At 37.0% G+C, this 17,786-nt stretch carries 15 protein-coding genes; 11 read left to right on the plus strand and 4 right to left on the minus strand.

Annotation, left to right across the window (positions count from 1 at the left end):
• Positions 1-92 precede the first annotated feature (92 nt).
• A complete protein-coding gene (locus B0186_RS00005) occupies positions 93-641 on the minus strand; it encodes an REP-associated tyrosine transposase (protein WP_078217346.1) in 549 nt (182 codons plus the stop codon).
• Positions 642-925: 284 nt separating this feature from the next.
• Positions 926-1,756 carry a 5-deoxy-glucuronate isomerase gene (gene iolB / locus B0186_RS00010; protein WP_078217347.1) on the minus strand — a complete coding sequence of 277 codons (831 nt, stop codon included), beginning with the start codon at positions 1,754-1,756 and terminating at the stop codon, positions 926-928.
• 242 nt (positions 1,757-1,998) lie between these two features.
• Here iolB and B0186_RS00015 point away from each other — a divergent pair, with 242 nt between their 5' ends.
• The 8 genes from B0186_RS00015 to B0186_RS00050 all read left to right on the plus strand — a co-directional run bounded on the left by B0186_RS00015 (position 1,999) and on the right by B0186_RS00050 (position 12,011).
• Entirely contained in the window at positions 1,999-3,378 is a 1,380-nt protein-coding gene (locus tag B0186_RS00015; protein WP_078217348.1) for an MFS transporter, read from the plus strand.
• A 12-nt stretch (positions 3,379-3,390) separates the two neighbouring features.
• Positions 3,391-4,239 carry a PI-PLC domain-containing protein gene (locus B0186_RS00020; RefSeq protein ID WP_078217349.1) on the plus strand — a complete coding sequence of 283 codons (849 nt, stop codon included), beginning with the start codon at positions 3,391-3,393 and terminating at the stop codon, positions 4,237-4,239.
• A 160-nt stretch (positions 4,240-4,399) separates the two neighbouring features.
• Positions 4,400-5,908, plus strand: coding sequence for a CoA-acylating methylmalonate-semialdehyde dehydrogenase (locus B0186_RS00025; protein WP_078217350.1), 1,509 nt, complete (start codon positions 4,400-4,402; stop codon positions 5,906-5,908).
• An 84-nt stretch (positions 5,909-5,992) separates the two neighbouring features.
• Positions 5,993-7,129, plus strand: coding sequence for a Gfo/Idh/MocA family protein (locus tag B0186_RS00030; RefSeq protein ID WP_078217351.1), 1,137 nt, complete (start codon positions 5,993-5,995; stop codon positions 7,127-7,129).
• A gap of 298 nt (positions 7,130-7,427) precedes the next feature.
• The gene (locus B0186_RS00035) at positions 7,428-8,363 is read left to right on the plus strand and encodes a substrate-binding domain-containing protein (protein ID WP_078217352.1); all 936 of its coding nucleotides are present in this window, start codon (positions 7,428-7,430) and stop codon (positions 8,361-8,363) included.
• A 95-nt stretch (positions 8,364-8,458) separates the two neighbouring features.
• Positions 8,459-9,391, plus strand: a complete 933-nt coding sequence (locus tag B0186_RS00040) for a sugar ABC transporter substrate-binding protein (RefSeq protein WP_078217353.1) — start codon at positions 8,459-8,461, stop codon at positions 9,389-9,391.
• A gap of 107 nt (positions 9,392-9,498) precedes the next feature.
• Complete coding sequence (locus B0186_RS00045; RefSeq protein WP_078217354.1) at positions 9,499-11,016, plus strand: sugar ABC transporter ATP-binding protein; 1,518 nt, start codon at positions 9,499-9,501, stop codon at positions 11,014-11,016.
• A 38-nt stretch (positions 11,017-11,054) separates the two neighbouring features.
• A complete protein-coding gene (locus tag B0186_RS00050; RefSeq protein WP_078217355.1) occupies positions 11,055-12,011 on the plus strand; it encodes an ABC transporter permease in 957 nt (318 codons plus the stop codon).
• 165 nt (positions 12,012-12,176) lie between these two features.
• Here B0186_RS00050 and B0186_RS00055 read toward each other — a convergent pair whose 3' ends face one another.
• Positions 12,177-12,941, minus strand: a complete 765-nt coding sequence (locus B0186_RS00055) for an SDR family NAD(P)-dependent oxidoreductase (RefSeq protein WP_078217356.1) — start codon at positions 12,939-12,941, stop codon at positions 12,177-12,179.
• Between the two features lie 213 nt (positions 12,942-13,154).
• Between B0186_RS00055 and iolD the strand changes: the two genes are divergently transcribed.
• The 3 genes from iolD (at position 13,155) to iolG (ending at position 17,083) form a co-directional block, all read left to right on the plus strand.
• Positions 13,155-15,095, plus strand: coding sequence for a 3D-(3,5/4)-trihydroxycyclohexane-1,2-dione acylhydrolase (decyclizing) (gene iolD, locus B0186_RS00060; protein WP_078217357.1), 1,941 nt, complete (start codon positions 13,155-13,157; stop codon positions 15,093-15,095).
• 79 nt (positions 15,096-15,174) lie between these two features.
• Positions 15,175-16,071, plus strand: coding sequence for a myo-inosose-2 dehydratase (gene iolE / locus B0186_RS00065; RefSeq protein WP_078217358.1), 897 nt, complete (start codon positions 15,175-15,177; stop codon positions 16,069-16,071).
• A 1-nt stretch (position 16,072) separates the two neighbouring features.
• Complete coding sequence (gene iolG / locus B0186_RS00070) at positions 16,073-17,083, plus strand: inositol 2-dehydrogenase (RefSeq protein ID WP_078217359.1); 1,011 nt, start codon at positions 16,073-16,075, stop codon at positions 17,081-17,083.
• Positions 17,084-17,150: 67 nt separating this feature from the next.
• On the opposite strand, the gene B0186_RS00075 is transcribed toward iolG, so the two are convergent.
• Positions 17,151-17,780: a response regulator gene (locus tag B0186_RS00075; RefSeq protein ID WP_078217360.1), complete on the minus strand. Its 630-nt coding sequence runs from the start codon at positions 17,778-17,780 to the stop codon at positions 17,151-17,153.
• Between the last annotated feature and the right edge of the window lie 6 nt (positions 17,781-17,786).

Below are 17,786 nucleotides of genomic sequence, written 5' to 3' on the forward strand. Positions count from 1 at the left end.
TCGAACAGGTGTGGTGTCCACACGGGTGCCCCAGTTTTTATAAGAGCTGTAAGAATATTATCGCTCGTATAAATTGAGTTCTAGCATGGTAATCAATATGCTATATCAACATCTAATACAGCTATCAAGTCACAATAATTTCTTGCACTGCTATATTTCCATTCCCAGCTTTCAGAAACAAATCCACTTGTAACAGGATTTTGATGAATATAGTTTAATTTTTCTTCAAAGAACTTTTGTGAATAAATTTCTATTGGTTGATTATGATGTTGCCAAAATTGATATTTTTGGATATTTGCTTGTTTCTTTCCTGCTCGTTCAAACATCCATAAAAGCCATTCTTTGCGACTTTCTTGTGGATTATCTTTAATTAGTTTCAATATAGTTTTAGCTGTTACCTGTTTGAAACTTTGTAATAATTCTGTCGGATTTTGATTTTTAGTTTGGAATAGCAAATGGACATGGCTTGGCATGATACAGTAACTATATAAAATCATCCCCTTTTCTTTTCGACAAAATTCCAGAGATTGAATAATTGCTTCAAAATATATTTCTCGAATAAAAACATCTATCCAATATACAGTTGCAAAACTAACGAAGTAAGCACCATCAGGATTTTTCATTTTGTATTTTCTACTCATATTTTCACACCTCTGCTAAAACTAAATGCACTTTAGTGGAATATGCTGAATTGGATAGTTATTTGTGCTTATTTTTCGATAGAGATCGCAAAAATATCATGATTATATATTGTTTTTCATGCGATCAATTATTTGTGAAAGGGGCTTGCGTTGCCCTATCGTGATGTTTTGTTCTGTTTGTGAATGTGAAGATGAAGTAGATAAATAACAGCACCCGTGTGGACACGGGCGCTATCAAAAGAAATTGAAGATAACAATTTCCGCTTTTTGTTTAACTGTTTATTTTATTTGAATTTATCTGCGTAAGCAGGGCTGTTAACCCATTGGTGATCCTGTTCCCAAGTGAATTTCCATTTACGCACAGGACCTGCCATTACATTCAGATAATAGTTATTATAGCCCGCGATAGTTGCAACTGGGTGATAGCCTCTTGGTACTTGTACCACATCACCATCATATACCGCCATACATTCGTCTAAAGTGCGGTCGTCCGTATAAACACGTTGCATCGCAAATCCTTGTGGTGGATCGAAACGATGATAATAAGTTTCCTCTAAGTAAGTTTCATTTGGGCTATCTTTTTGATCATGTTTATGACTTGGATAAGAGCTGGTGTTTCCCTCGTCAGTAAATACCTCAACAACCAATAACGCATCTGCGGTTTCTGTTTCTGGCAGAATATTATGCACTAGTCGTTTGTTGTTGCCGAAACCACGTTGTTCCACACCAACTTGTTCTGGTGTAATTAAACGGACAGGCAAGTTGCCATTACTTGGCGCACGACAAACTGCCAGTTCTAAATAAGTTTCAGCTTTAATTTCTACTTGTTGATGATGAGGTACATAAACTGAATATGGTGGAATTTTTTCAAATGGTGTTGCTCGATTACCAATGTTGTTATATGTTTCACCACCAGCTACGATAGTTGCTTTACCACCAAGTAGAACAAAACAAGCTTCGGTTGTTTCAGTGTTAAAACTTAATGTTTGGCCTTCTTGTAAATGGTAGGTTTCAAAGCCAACATATTCCCAACCAGCGCTTTCTGGTGTCACTTTTTGTACTTCGCCATTAGCGGCTGGATTATTTTTGCGTGATTTAGATAATAAATAACTCATCTTTCCCCCTATGTGATCATGTTCAAAAAATTTAGCCGAAATCATACCGCACTTAGTAAATTTCGCTATGAGAAATATATAAAAATCAAATGTAGATCACAAAATAATTATTTTATTTTTTGTAGAATTTGATAAATATTTTTCATTTCTGATTTTATTATGTGATTTTTGCTGTACATAACAAGGCGTTTTACAGAATTTAGTGGTATAGACATCCTATCAACCAAAATAAGGAGTTTTGTATGAACAACTTTTTGCAAAAATATGGTTTTACCCCCGCCTCATTTTTCCAACTCATTTTGATTACCGTCAATGCACAATTAATTTATGCCTTCTGGGATATTCGTAATAGTGTGCCTGGTGGTTTCCCTGCTGCTTTAGGTGTTACCGATCAACAAGCGGGTTATTTATACTCTATGCAAGGGCTAGTTATTATTTTAGGAACTATTGCTTTAGGCTGGGTTGGTGATCGTTTTTCTATTCGCTCCATTATGTTGTTATCTACTGTTGGTGTTGGTGGAATTTCGTTATTCCTGACACTTTCATCTCCGGGTTTAAGTATGCCAGTGTTACTTGCCTGTTTCTTCTCCATGTTATTTTTTAGTGAGGTGTTGTTTAAACCAGCCAACTTCAAAGCCCTAAGAATTTCTACCACAGAAAAACATCAAGGTATGGTATTTGGTTTATTTGAATTCGGTCGTGGTTTACTTGCCTTCCTTATTTCATTGCTATGGACAGTGATGCTCTATTATAAAGTAGGTCCAAAAGCGATGATGATGACCAGCTGTATTATCGTGATTATTACTGGTATTGCCGTATTCTTTATCGTGCCTAAAGATCAAAAAGTGGGAGATGAAGATACTCAAGTGAATACCACTAAAGAGGCTATTCAAGGTGTTGCTCGTGTGGCTAAGTTACCTGTTGTATGGATTGCTGGAATTAATGTGTTCTGTATTTATGGTGCCTTTGTTGCAGCAGGAACCTATTTTGCGCGTTTCTTACAAGGTGGATACGGTACAAGTGCGGTGGCGGCTGCGGTTTTTGCCACAGTAGTCATTGCCTTGAGAATGTTACCTTTAGTTTCTTCTGTGCTAGTGGAAAAAGTGTTTTCTTCAACCGCACATTTTATGCGAGTAATGCAAATTATCTTAGTGGTTATTTTGACTGTGATTGGCATTATCTTCTTTACAAATCACCCAGATATTTCTTTATATGCTGATGGTTATGTTCCAGATAATACACCAGTCGGCTTAATTTCTTCTGGTATGTTCTGGACGCTTGTCGTTCTTATGTTATGTGCATCTGCTTGTATTTTTATGATTCGAGGTGTTTATTATGCGCCAATTGGTGAAATGGGCGTGGATAAAAAACATTCATCAGCAGCTATGTCATTCGCGATTACTATCGGTTATATCCCTGCTTTATTGGCACCAATCGTATTGGGTGGCTTGGTCAAATCGCCTGCAAAAGATGCAACAGGACAAATTATTCGCTCTTATTTAACTGATACACAAGTGTTAGCCTGTGCTTTCTTTGGTCTTGCTGTTCTAGCATTAATTTCTGTTTTCATGTCTCATACTTTAATCAAAATGAAACAGAAACAAGCAGAAACTAAGAATTAATAGGTGGTTGTGATGAATAGCCAAAATATAGTTGGAAGTCGGTGGATCACAGAATGTGATCCCGATCTTCGCATCACTGAGTTAATGATTCCAGGTACTCATGATTCTGCCACATCAACTTGTTATGAGCGCTATTATCGAACGCAAGATCTATCTCTTGCGGAGCAATTGGATTGTGGCGTGCGATTTTTAGATATTCGTTTACGTAGGGAAATGGTGGCAGCACATCGAGAATGGATTAGCGATATTAGTGCAGAGGAAATTTTTGAAAAGTGCGGTGAGTTTTTACAAAAAAATCCGCAAGAGTTTGTGTTAATGCGTATTCAAAATGCCAATGAGCAGAAAGATGATTTTCCTGAATATGCAGAAGCTTTATTATCCAAGGTACAGCAATATAAATCGTTGTTTTATGCTTGGGATAAATCACAAATTGCACAAGATGGTAATCCAATATGGCCAAGGATTGCACAAGCGGCTGGAAAGATTATTCCTATTGAATGTGCCCCACCAAATATGTTGGTAAATAAAATCAATGGAGATCTATGGGCAGCTAATTGGCATGAAAATGCCCAAATTTTGTTGCAGGATTTATGGAATGGACCGACATTGGAAGAAAAATCCCTTGCAATTAAAAGTCTAGTTGAACAAAGTGGAATAGTGGATTTAGACAAGTTATTGCTAAATCATATTAGTGCAACCAATGGGGAATTACAGTATCCCGATGCTTATGCAGAACAGTTAAATAAATATGCGAGCCAATTATGGCAGCAATTAGCAAAACGTAGTTTTAGAGGGATACAAATTTACGATTTTATTAATCCTTCTATTTGCCAAGAGTTGCTACGATTAAATTTTGCTTAGTTAAGTAGATAGATTTAACAAAAAATCCAATCTAGATCACAAAAATGAAATAAATGTTTCGTTTTTATTGAAATGAATTGAAAATTTTATTTCATTGATCTACCCTAGACACATAGCAAAAATGCTTTGTAATTGATCCAAAATACATAAGGAGAAAATAATGGAAACGGTTTTAAACTTTATTAATGGTAAACAAGTAGCAAGTAAAGGTACTAAAGCTTGGCCTATTTATAACCCAGCAACTGGTGAGCAAATTCGTCAAGTAATGATGAGTACTGCTGAAGAAGTGAATGAAGCAGTTGAAGTTGCACAAAAAGCATTTCCAGCTTGGGCGTCAACATCTCCACTTCGTCGTGCTCGTGTAATGTTTAAATTTAAACAATTATTAGAGCGTGATTGGGATGATTTAGCACGTTTAATTACCGAAGAACATGGTAAAGTTTTCTCTGATGCACAAGGCGAATTAACTCGTGGTTTAGAAGTTGTCGAGTTTGCTTGCGGTATTCCACACTTAGTAAAAGGTGAGTTCTCTGAGCAAGCTGGTCGTGGTATTGATATTCACTCAGCAATGCAACCTCTTGGTGTTTGTGTTGGTATTACACCATTTAACTTCCCAGCAATGGTGCCAATGTGGATGTTCCCAATTGCACTTGCTTGCGGTAACACATTTATTTTAAAACCAGCGAAAGCTGACCCATCTTTATCAATTCGTTTAGCTGAGTTATTAAAAGAAGCTGGACTTCCAGACGGTGTATTTAACGTTGTGCATGGCGACCGTCAAGATAATGAAATTTTATTACGTGATCCACGTGTGAAAGCAGTCAGTTTCGTAGGTTCAACTACAGCAGCAGCACACGTTCATGCGATTGGTTCTGCACATGGTAAACGTGTTCAAGCATTAGGTGCGGCGAAAAACCATGGCTTAGTTATGCCAGATGTAGATATTGAAGCAACAGCTAACGCATTATTAGGTGCAGCATTCGGTGCAGCGGGCGAACGTTGCATGGCATTACCTTTAGCAGTAACTATTGATGATGAAACTGCAGATAAATTAGTTGCAGCGTTAAAACCAAAAGTAGAAGCATTACGTTATGGTTCAGGCTTAACTAAAGAAGGCGAAAAAGAAAATGACTTTGGTCCATTAATTACTCGTCAACATCGTGATAACGTTAAACGTTATGTGGATATTGGTGTGGAAGAAGGCGCAACCTTAGTTGTTGATGGTCGTGATAAATTCCCTGCTGGCTATGAAAATGGTTTCTTCATCGGTGGTTGCTTATTCGATCATGTAACCCCTGAAATGACCATTTACAAAGAAGAAATCTTTGGTCCTGTGTTAGGTATTGTCCGTGCGAAAAGCTTCCAAGAAGCAATGAAACTTATTAACGAACATCAATTCGGTAATGGTGCGGCAATCTTTACTAACAATGGTGCGGCGGCTCGTGAATTTACATATCAAGTACAAGCAGGTATGGTGGGCGTGAACGTTCCAATTCCAGTTCCGATGGCATTCCATTGCTTCGGTGGTTGGAAAGACTCTGCTTATGGCGCATTAAATGCTTATGGTCCAGACGGTGTTCGTTTCTATACGAAGATGAAAACTGTGACAACTCGTTGGCCAGAAAAAGAAATTGAATCAAAAGCTGCATTTAGTATGCCAACCCTATAATTAGGTTACAGGATAAAAAGTTGAGTTAATGTAAAAGAAGATAGTTTTTTAACTATCTTCTTTTGTAATAGAAGGAAATTTAATATGAAAAAAGTCAGAGTGGGTTTAATTGGAACAGGTTATATTGGGCGTTGTCATGCTATTGCTTATGCTCAAGCACCAACTGTTTTTCCGCTTGAAGCGGAATTAGTTTTAGAGTATCTAGCTGAAATAACCCCAGAACTTGCACAACAAAAGGCACAAGAATTTGGCTTTAATCGTTCAACAGGGGACTGGCGAGATGTGGTTTCAGATCCAAATGTTGATGTAGTTGATATTTGCACACCAAACTTCTTACATAAAGAAATCGCTTTAGCTGCTATTGCGAATGGTAAACACGTTTATTCTGAAAAACCACTTGCACTTACAGCAGCTGATGCAAAAGTCATGTATGAAGCAGCAGAAAAAGCAGGCGTAAAAACCCTTGTCGGCTTTAATTACATCAAAAACCCAACCACCCAACTTGCTCGTGAAATTATTGAACGTGGCGAAATTGGTGAAGTAATCCATTTCTATGGAACCCATAACGAAGACTACTTAGCATCAGATAAAACGCCATTAGATTGGCATTGTGTGCGTGAAAAAGCAGGATTGGGAGCATTAGGCGATTTAGCTGCACATATTGTGCAAATGTCACAATACTTGGTAGGCAGTGATATTGAAAAAGTGATTGGCGATATGGAAACAGTGATTAAAGATCGTCCAAATCCCAAAAATCTTGCTGAACGTTTACCAGTAGAAAATGAAGACCAAGCCACTGCTATGGTTCGTTTTGCTAATGGCTGTATGGGTACAATCGAAACCTCTCGTATTGCGTGTGGACGCAAAATGGGCTTGAGCTATGTCATTACAGGAACAAAAGGCACCATTACTTATACACAAGAACGTATGGCGGAGTTAAAACTTTACATTCATGATGAAGATCCAGCTCGCCAAGGCTTTAAAACTATTTTAACTGGGCCACTACATCCAGATTATAAAAACTTCTGTGTAAGTGCTGGTCATGGTATTGGTTTTAATGATCAAAAAACCGTTGAAATCCGTGATTTAGTCAATGGTCTAGCGAATAATCGCAATATGTATCCTGACTTTGAAGAAGGCTTCAAAGTTTCTCGTGTACTTGATGCTATAGCACAATCTTGCGAAGAAAAACGCTGGATTAATGTAGAAGAAATTGCGTAATTTTATACCGCACTTTTGTGATGGTTTAAGAAGGGTCGAGTTTAAGAACTCGACCTTTTTTGTTGTATAAATTCAAAATGTTATCTAGCTCTAATTTTCAAAAAAAATTGCTCAAAAAGGCGATCTTGTTCACAAAATTTTAACTTCATCATTGCTCAATATATTGAAAAATGTTACATATTGTTTTAAACAATTTATTTCAAATTGTTTTAATTTTGGAATTTATATTTCTTCAATTGGAATATAGTTGTATTTCAGAATGTAGTGATTAACTCAACTTTCTAGGAGTAGCATTATTATGAAGAAAACACTATTAGCTATGTTATGTGGCGGTCTCTTATTAACCTCTCAAGCTGTAACAGCAAAAAATTATGTTATTGGTGCCCCAATGAATTCTTTTGCTGATAAATGGCAAACCTATCTTCAAGATGCGGTTCGTGATTTTGATAAAAAACATGATGATGTAGAAATCAAATTAGCGGACTCAAATAGCGACCCAAACATCCAAGTAAATTTAGTTCAGAACTTTATTGATCAAAATGTTGATGCTTTACTTATTGTTCCAACAGATCCAACCGTAGTAAAACGTATTGGTGTATTAGCGAAAAAAGCAGGTATTCCTTTAATCGTGGTAAACCGTAAACCAAATGATGAACATATGCAGTATGTCACCAGTTTCGTTGGTTCTGATGAAATTGAAGGTGGTCGTATTCAAGGCAACTTCGTCGTTGATACCTTAGCGGGCAAAAATGCAGAAAGTCTTATTTTACTTGGACCATTGGGACAAGATGCAGTAACTAAACGTACTCAAGGTAACAAAGAAATTTTTGCACAACACAAAAATATTAAAGTGGCGAGTGAACAAGAAGGTAAATGGGAGCGTGACCGTGGGTTAGCTATTGCAGAAAACGTATTAGCTGGACACAAAGACATTAATGTTGTTGTAAGTAACAACGATGAAATGGCTATTGGTGCAATCCTTGCAACTCGTAAGTTAGGTATCAAAGATGAAGACATCACTATTGTTGGTTTAGATGCTACTCCTGATGCTTTAGAGTATTTAGGTAAAGGTTTAGATGCAACAGTATTCCAATCTGCTCAAGGTCAAGGCTACACTGGTGCAGAAATGGCTTATTTAGCTGCTAAAGGCGAAAAAGTGCCAAATGTTAAATGGGTTCCATTTGAGCTAGTGACTCCAGATAAAAAAGAAGAATATCAAGCGAAATATAAATAATCTTTTTTAACAAATATAAAGGGTAGAGCAGTACCTACCCTTTTATCTTAATCAAATAATGCAGTATTGATAGCTATTATTTAGAGGACAAGGCGATGTTAAAAAAATTATTACCTTTTTTATTAGGTGTGACTTTATTTTCTCCAATTGCTGCGGCTAAGCATTTAACCATTGGCGTTGCTATGTATAGCCTATCAGATAAATATCCTACTTATTTACAAGACTCCATGAAGAAATTTGATCAGGAAAAAGCTGATGTTAATTTCCGTTATGCAGATGCAAATTCAGATCCAGCAAGAATGCTAAGTGATATTGAAACCTTCATTGATTCAGGCGTTGATGCGTTATTAGTTATGCCGACAGATAGCGATATTATTAAAGCTATTGGTGTTAAAGCTAGAAAGGCGAAGATTCCGTTAGTGGTGGTAACTAATAAACCTAAAGATGAAGATATGAAATATATTGCTAGCTATGTCGGCTCAGAAGAAATTACTGGTGGAGAAATGCAAGCAAAATTTATTGTTGAGCAGTTAAAGGGTAAGCCAGCAAATGCCATTATTTTAATGGGACCTTTGGGTTGGGATGCACAAATCAAGCGTACCGAGGGAAATGAAAATATTCTGAAGAACCATCCTGAAATTCGAGTGCTTAGTAAGCAAGAAGGTAAGTGGGATAGAGCAAAAGCCATTGATATTACAGAGAATTTATTATCTGGTAGTCAAAAAATTGATGTAGTAATTAGCAATAATGATGAAATGGCAATTGGTGCGTTGCTTGCTGCTCGTAAAAAAGGCATTGCAGATAAGGATATGTTGATTGTTGGGTTAGATGCTACTCCTGATGCTTTAGAGTATTTAGGTAAAGGTTTAGATGCAACCATTTACCAATCGGCATCAGGTCAAGGGTATGCTAGTGCAGAAATGGCATATAAAGCGGCGAAAGGTGAGGCAGTACCTAAATTTAATTTTATTCCTTTTGAATTAGTTACACCTGATAAAAAAGCTCAATATATTGATAAATATAAATAGTTTAAAACAGTAAGAAAAGACACCGCACTTTTCTACATCACTCACCTCAATTATTGATACGACAATAAAAATAAACTGATTTTGAGTTGTAAGATAAGGAGTTATAAATGAATGATTTGAGTCGTTCTCCGTACATTCTAGAAATGCGGAATGTATCTAAAACATTCCCTGGGGTTAAGGCATTAGATGGCATTAACTTAAAAGTTAAACGTGGGACAATCCATGCGTTAATGGGCGAAAATGGCGCAGGTAAATCAACTCTAATGAAAATTCTCTACGGTATTTATATCCCAGATGCCGGTGGAGAACTTATTTTAGATGATAAACCTTTTAAACCAAGTGCACCTATTGATGCTATTCGTACTGGTTTGACAATGGTGCCACAAGAAATTTCTCCAGCGGGTAATTTAACTATCGCAGATAACTTCTATCTTGGACGAGAAATCACAAGCGGTAAGTTCTTTTTAAACCAAAAGGAAATGGATCGTAAAGCAGAGGAAATCTTAAACGAATTAGGAATTCCGATGGATGTTACCGCAAAAATGTCAGATGTTTCTGTGGCAAAAGCACAATTAGTTGCGATTGCGACTGCTGTCTCTAATGATGCCAAAGTCATTATTATGGACGAGCCAACAACGGCATTAACAGAAGTTGAAGTTGAGCAACTTTATAAAATTATTGAAACCGTAAAACGACGTGGAATTGCTATCATCTTTATTTCTCATAAGTTAGATGAAGTGTTCCGTGTTTCTGATGAAATAACCGTTATTCGTGATGGTCAATATGTAGGCACTAAACCTGCATCAGAAGTTACCAAAGATGAATTAATCTCTATGATGGTTGGGCGTGATATGTCAGAAATGTTCAAACGTGAGCGTATTGATATTTCTGATGAAGTTGTACTTGAAATTAAAAACTTTACTCGAGAAGGTAAATATTATGATGTTAATTTCCAAGTACGAAAAGGGGAGATCTTTGGTATTGCTGGGCTTGTAGGTGCAGGGCGTTCTGAAATTGTAGAAGGCTTATTTGGATATAAACCAGCAGATAGCGGAGAAATTTATATTCATGGCAAAAAAGCCAATATTAAAACCCCACTAGATGCAATGGATTATAAGATTGGTTTTGTAACAGAAGACCGTAAGCTAACAGGATTATTCTTAAATTTAAGTATTACTGACAACATGATCATGCCGAAAATGTCACCTTATTTGGAAAACTTTTTGGTGTCAGTTATAAAAGCACAAAAATCAGCAAACGATCAGAAAGAGAAATTAAAAATCAAAGCGCCAAATGTTGAAGTGATTACCAATAATTTATCTGGGGGAAATCAACAAAAAGTGTTATTGGCTCGTTGGTTACTACTTGAGCCAGATATTTTAATTTTAGATGAACCAACAAAAGGTATTGATGTTGGGGCAAAAGCTGAGCTTTATAAATTAATGGTGGAATTAGCAAAACAAGGTAAGACTATCATTATGATTACTTCAGATATGCTAGAACTTCTTTCAATGAGTGACAGAGTGATGGTAATGCATGAGGGTCATATTGCAGGAATTATTCCACAACAAGAATTAACCCAAGAACGTGTGCTTGAATTAGCGTCTGGTTTAGGTCAAGCGTAACAAGATTTCTCTTAGAATAACAAATTGAGGTATTTATTATGTCAAATGCTACTCTTAAAAAAATATTGAACGCCTATGGAATGGTGTTTATTTTAATTGCTTTATTTTTAGCATTATCTGCATCTATTGATGGTTTCTTCTCTGCTCGTACTGTTTGGAGCATTATTGAACAAGTTTCAATGTTCGGGATCATTGCAATCGGGGTAACTTTCGCCATTATCACAACAGGTATCGATTTATCTTCTGGTTCTATGGTGGCGATGACTTCTGTTGTGGCGGCGTCAATCGTAACTGGGGGCGATGCAGTAAGTTCAGCCTTACTTGCTTTCGCGATTTCAATTGCGTTAGGTGCACTATTGGGAGCAATTAACGGTGGTTTAACTGCGTTCGGTTCTATTCCTCCATTTATCGCAACCTTAGGTATGATGATTATTGCCCGTGGTGGTGCTCAACTTTACTCATCAGGTCGTCCAATTGATGCCTCTTCAGAAGCATTTACTTGGATTTCTGATGTGGATTTCTTTGGTTTACCGGGCTTAGTGTTAGTTTATATTGTGATTGTTATTGGCTCACATATCTTACTTAGCCGCTCAACTTTCGGACGTCATGTTTATGCGGTTGGTGGAAACTTAAATGCAGCGAAAATTTGTGGTATCAACACTACTAAAACATTAATCTGGGTTTATGTTTTCGCAGGCGCATTATCTGGTTTAGTGGGCGCATTATTAGCAGCTCGTACTTACGCGGGTAACCCTTCTTATGGTTTGGCTTGGGAGCTTGATGCGATTGCGGCGGCAGTTATCGGTGGCGTATCTTTAAGTGGTGGTATTGGTACAATCCCAATGTGTGTAATCGGTGCGTTAATTATCGGTACAACAAACAAAGGCTTAAATATGCTTGGTGTTGACCCATACTGGCAACAAATTATCAAAGGTTTGATTATCGTTGTTGCGGTATTAATTGATACCTTAAAACGTCGTAGAAAAGCGAGTTAATCAATCATCTAGAGAAAAAATAGCAACTTCCGTAGTTGCTATTTTTTTGTCTAAGAATTGTCATGCTAATACTCGTGACCACACAAGTGCTTTATAGTTAATTGAAAGAGCGGTACCAATTTAAAAATAATTTGCACTTGTTACAAAGCAGCGTCATTAGCATAGCTATTTTTTGTTTTGAATATAGGACACAATTTTCAATAATAGCCAATCAGGTGTCAAATGTGCGCTAAAAGCTAACAGCTTATTGAAGAATTTTGGAATGATGACGAGTTTTTTTCCTAAGTGCTGAATAGCATAATCAGCTACTTCTTTGGCTGTTTGAGCCTTTAAGCGCTCAAATAAATTTGAGTTAGCTAAATTTGCGGATTTAACAAATTCCGTATCTGTTGGGCCGGGAGCCAAAATTGATAGGCGAATATTGGTGTCTTTTAGCTCGTAGCTTAAAGCTTTTGAAAAAGAAGTTACGAATGCCTTTGTTGCATAATATACCGCCATTTGTGGTCCGGGCATAAAACCAGCAATGGAAGATACATTAAGAATTTCCCCTCGATTTCTTGCTTTCATTGGTTGCAAATAGCATTTTGTCAAAATCATCAATGCTTGAATATTAAGATTTACCATTGCAATTTCTCTCTCTAAATCGCTATGACAAAACTCGCCAAATTCGCCAAAGCCTGCATTATTGATTAGTCGATGTACAAATAATGCTTTTTCTTCCGTTTGTTTAAAAATGAGTTTTGCATTCTCAGGCATTGAGAGATCCATTTTAATAATTTCAATCTTGGTGTGAGGATATTGCTGTTGTAGTTCTTGCAAAATGTCTTCACGGCGAGCAACTAAAATCAATGGCTCGCCTTGCTTTGCATAATGTTTCGCCATTTCATAACCAATACCAGAGCTTGCCCCTGTAATTAATGTATATTGCATTTCTTTTTCCTTCTTTTCATTAATAGTATGCCGTATTTATGGTGTGCTAAAGTGCATTTATATGTTAGGTATTTTACCTTTAAATCCTCATTTAAATTTCAAAAATTTGATCGGCTCCACAAAAATGAAATTTATTTTTCATTTTTATTTTATTTGAAATGGAAATGTGATTATATAGTCAAAAAATTTCAATAACCTGATTAGGAGATGAAGATGAAGACTGTGAGATTAACGGTTGCACAAGCCTTAGTAAAATTCCTTGATAACCAATATATCGAGTTTGATGGCAAAGTAACAAAATTCGTTGAAGGTATTTTCGGGATTTTTGGTCATGGTAATGTGCTCGGTTTAGGACAAGCCCTTGAACAAGATAGTGGCGAGTTAATTGTGCGTCAAGGACGTAATGAGCAAGGCATGGCTCACGTTGCGATGGGATTTGCAAAACAAAAATTACGTAAACAAATCTATGCTTGTACTTCTTCTGTTGGACCAGGTGCAGCAAATATGATTACCGCAGCAGCAACAGCGACAGCAAACCGTATTCCACTTCTTCTTTTACCTGGTGACGTTTTTGCAACGCGTCAGCCAGATCCTGTGCTACAACAAATTGAGCAAACTTATGATTTAAGTATTAGCACCAATGACGCTTTCCGTGCAGTGAGCAAATACTGGGATCGTGTGAGTCGTCCAGAGCAATTAATGACAGCTTGTATCAATGCAATGCGTGTATTAACTGACCCAGCGGAAACAGGGGCGGTTACAATTGCTTTACCACAAGATGTACAAGCTGAGGCTTATGACTTCCCTGAGCATTTCTTACAAAAACGTATTCATCGTATTGAGCGTACGCCACCAACAGAGGCAATGTTACAAGATGCCTTAACCTTAATTCAAAATGCGAAAAAACCATTGATTATTTGTGGTGGTGGTGTGCGTTATTCTGAGGCAGCAGAACAATTAAAAGCCTTTGCGGAAATCTATAATATTCCATTTGCAGAAACACAAGCAGGTAAAAGTGCGGTGGTTTCTGAGCATTATTTGAATATGGGCGGCGTTGGTGTAACTGGTTGTGTGGCAGCTAACTTATTAGCACCAGAAGCAGATTTAGTCATTGGTATAGGTACAAGATATACAGACTTCACTACGGGCTCTAAATGGATTTTCAATACTGACGAAGCAAAATTCTTAAATATCAACATAGCGCGTTTTGATGCTTATAAATTAGATGGCGTTCAAGTAACAGCTGATGCGAAAGAAACATTAGAGAAATTGACCGCACTTTTAGCTACAACAGGCTATCAATCTCAATGGGGCGATAAAATTGCTCAAGCAAAACAAGCATTAGCTACTGAATTAGCACGTGTTCATAACGTGACTTATACCGGTAAAGATTTCGTGCCTGAAATTGACGACCGTTTAGATCGTGATGCGGTTTATGCTGAGTTTATGGATATGACAAATTCTTGTTTAGCACAAACAAGAGTGCTTGGTATTTTAAATGAAACTTTAGGTAACGATGACGTGATCGTTGCAGCAGCAGGTAGTTTACCAGGCGATTTACAACGTATTTGGCAATCTAAAGGCGAAAATACTTACCACTTAGAATATGGCTATTCTTGTATGGGCTATGAGGTAAACGCAGCGCTTGGGGTTAAAATTGCAGAACCACATCGTGAAGTTTATACCTTATTAGGCGATGGCTCTTACATGATGCTACATTCTGAGTTAGTGACTTCCATTCAAGAAAACAGAAAAATTAACGTAGTGTTATTTGATAACATGACAAATGGCTGTATCAATAATCTACAAATTGGTCATGGTATGGATAGCTTTGCTACGGAGTTCCGTTTCAGAAACGAGAAAACTAATAAATTAGATGGTGGCTTTGTTCCAGTTAACTTTGCCATGAACGCAGCATCTTATGGCTGTAAAACTTATCAAGTCACTACTGAAGAAGAATTGCGTGCAGCTTTAGCCGATGCAAAACAACAACAAGTTTCTACTTTAATTGATATTAAAGTATTGCCGAAAACGATGGCAAAAGGCTATGACAGTTGGTGGCACGTTGGTGTGGCGGAAGTGTCAAACAAAGAGGAAATCAAAGCTGCTTATGAAGATGCAGTTGAGCATATTGATGCGGCAAGACGTTACTAATTTAACCTGATGGGCTCAATAGAGCCTATCTTCCCAAATAATCCGAGATTTATTCATTCTTTTTAAGAAGGACAACAATATGAAAGCTGAAAATGTAAAATTGGGTATTGCACCAATTGGTTGGACAAATGACGATTTACCAGAAATTGGTAAAGAGAATACATTTGAACAATGTGTAAGTGAAATGGCATTAGCTGGTTTCACTGGCAGTGAAGTAGGAAGTAAATATCCGCGTGATATTGAAGTATTAAAACGTAAATTAGATTTACGTGGTATCCAAATTTGTAATGCTTGGTTTAGTACCTTCTTTGTTGACGGTAAAAAAGAGGAAACTATCAAAGGTTTTATTGAACACCGTGATTTCTTGCACGCAATGGGTGCGAAAGTGATTGGTTGTTCTGAGCAAAGCCGCAGTATTCAAGGTCAGAAAAAAGCGATTTTCAAAGAGAAAACAGTATTCACTGAAGCTGAATGGCAATTACTTGCAGAAGGCTATAATGAACTTGCGAAATTAGCTGCAGAAAAAGGCATGAAAGTATGCTTACATCACCACATGGGTACTGGTATTCAAACTCCAGCAGAAATTGATAAATATATGGAAATCACTAATGATGATGTGTATTTATTATTCGATTCTGGTCACCTTTATTATTCAGAAGGCTCACAACAAGTGATGTTAGATGTATTAGAAAAATACATTGATCGTGTTGTACATGTTCACTTAAAAGACGTACGTGATGAAGTTGTGGCAGAAGTAAAAGCAAATGATCTCAGTTTCTTAGAAGGTGTTGTAAAAGGTACATTTACTGTTCCGGGCGACGGCGTTATCGATTTCAAACCAATCTTTGATATTTTAGAAAAACATGATTACAAAGGTTGGATGGTTGTTGAAGCTGAACAAGATCCAGCAATTGCAAACCCATTAGAGTATGCAATTAAAGGTCGTAAATATATTAAAGAAGTGGCAGGAGTTTAACATGATTAAAGTAGGTATTATTGGTGCTGGCCGTATCGGTCGTGTACATTCAGAAAGTATTACAAAATACGTAAAAGGTGCTGAAATCAAAGCAATTTCTGATGTTCGTGTAACAGAAGAATTAAAAGAATGGGCAAAAGGAATGGGAATTCCAAATGTCTATGAAGATTACAAATTAATTCTACAAGATCCAGAAATTGATGCGGTTTTAGTCTGTTCTTCAACCAATACTCATGCGCCAATTTCTATTGAAGCAGCACAAGCGGGCAAACATATTTTCTGTGAAAAACCAATTGATGCAGATGTAGGTCGTATTCAACAAGTATTAGCAGAAGTTGAAAAAGCTGGCGTTAAATTCCAAGTTGGTTTTAACCGCCGTTTTGATCACAACTTCAAAGCGATTAAAGATGCGGTAGTGAATGGTGATATTGGCGAACCTCATGTTATTCGTGTTACTTCTCGTGACCCAGATGCGCCACCAATTGAATATGTGAAAGTGTCTGGCGGTATGTTCTTTGATATGACTATCCATGATTTTGACATGGTGCGTTATTTATCAGGCAGCGAAGTAACAGAAGTTTATGCCGCTGGTGGTGTGCTTGTTAATCCAGAAATTGGTAAAGCAGGCGATATTGATACCGCAGTGATTACTTTAAAACTAGCAAATGGTGCAATCGCAGTGATCGACAATAGCCGTAAAGCTGTTTATGGTTATGATCAACGTGCTGAAGTATTTGGTTCTAAAGGTGCTATCCAAACTGCTAACGATACCCCGTCAACAGCGATTTTATCCAATGTAAATGGTGTGATTGCAGAAAAACCTAAATACTTCTTCTTAGAACGCTATATGCAATCTTTTGCAGATGAAATGGCGTGTTTCGTTGACTCAGTGGTAAATGACAAACCAACTTTAGTTAACGGAAACGATGGTTTACAACCAGTATTAATCGCTATTGCAGCGAAAAAATCCTTGGATGAAGGTCGTCCAGTGAAATTAAGTGAAGTAGCTTAGTTGATTAAGTAACAACAAAAAGAGCGGTGTTTTTTTACCGCTCTTTTGCTTTGTGAAGATGTTAAATTTACATTCCTTTATATTGGAAATATAAAACTGTTGCAGCAACTCGGGAATGTACATTGAGTTTACGCAATAAGTTGCGAATATGTACTTTTACTGTCTCTTCAGAAATAAATAATTGACCTGCAATTTGCTTGTTTGATAATCCTGTAGCGATGAGTTCTAAGACATTCATTTCTCGGTCGGTAAGAGAATAAATTGGGTCCTCATCATTTTTGCGTTCTAATAATAAATTTTTTATAGAGTCACTGAGGATGACTTCACCTTGCGAAATACGTTTGATTTGTGAGAGTAAGGTATCTGGTTCAGTATCTTTTAGTAAATAGCCATCAGCTCCAGCATCAATTAAATTAAAAATATCATTTTTCGCATCAGATACTGTCAATATTAAAATTCTTGCATCAATTCCTTCTGTGCGTAGCGCTTTTAATGTATCTAGTCCTGATAATCCTTTCATATTTAAATCTAAAATGATTAAATCTGGCTCAAGTTGCAATGCCAAATTTACACCTTCACTTCCACTTCCTGCGTCACCTATCACTTCAAAAGACTCATCTAGCTCAAGTAGTTGTTTGATACCTCGACGCATCAAAGGATGATCGTCAATTAATATCACTTTTGTTTTGTCAGACATTGATTA

Source organism: Canicola haemoglobinophilus, from assembly GCF_002015075.1.
Taxonomy (GTDB): domain Bacteria; phylum Pseudomonadota; class Gammaproteobacteria; order Enterobacterales; family Pasteurellaceae; genus Canicola; species Canicola haemoglobinophilus.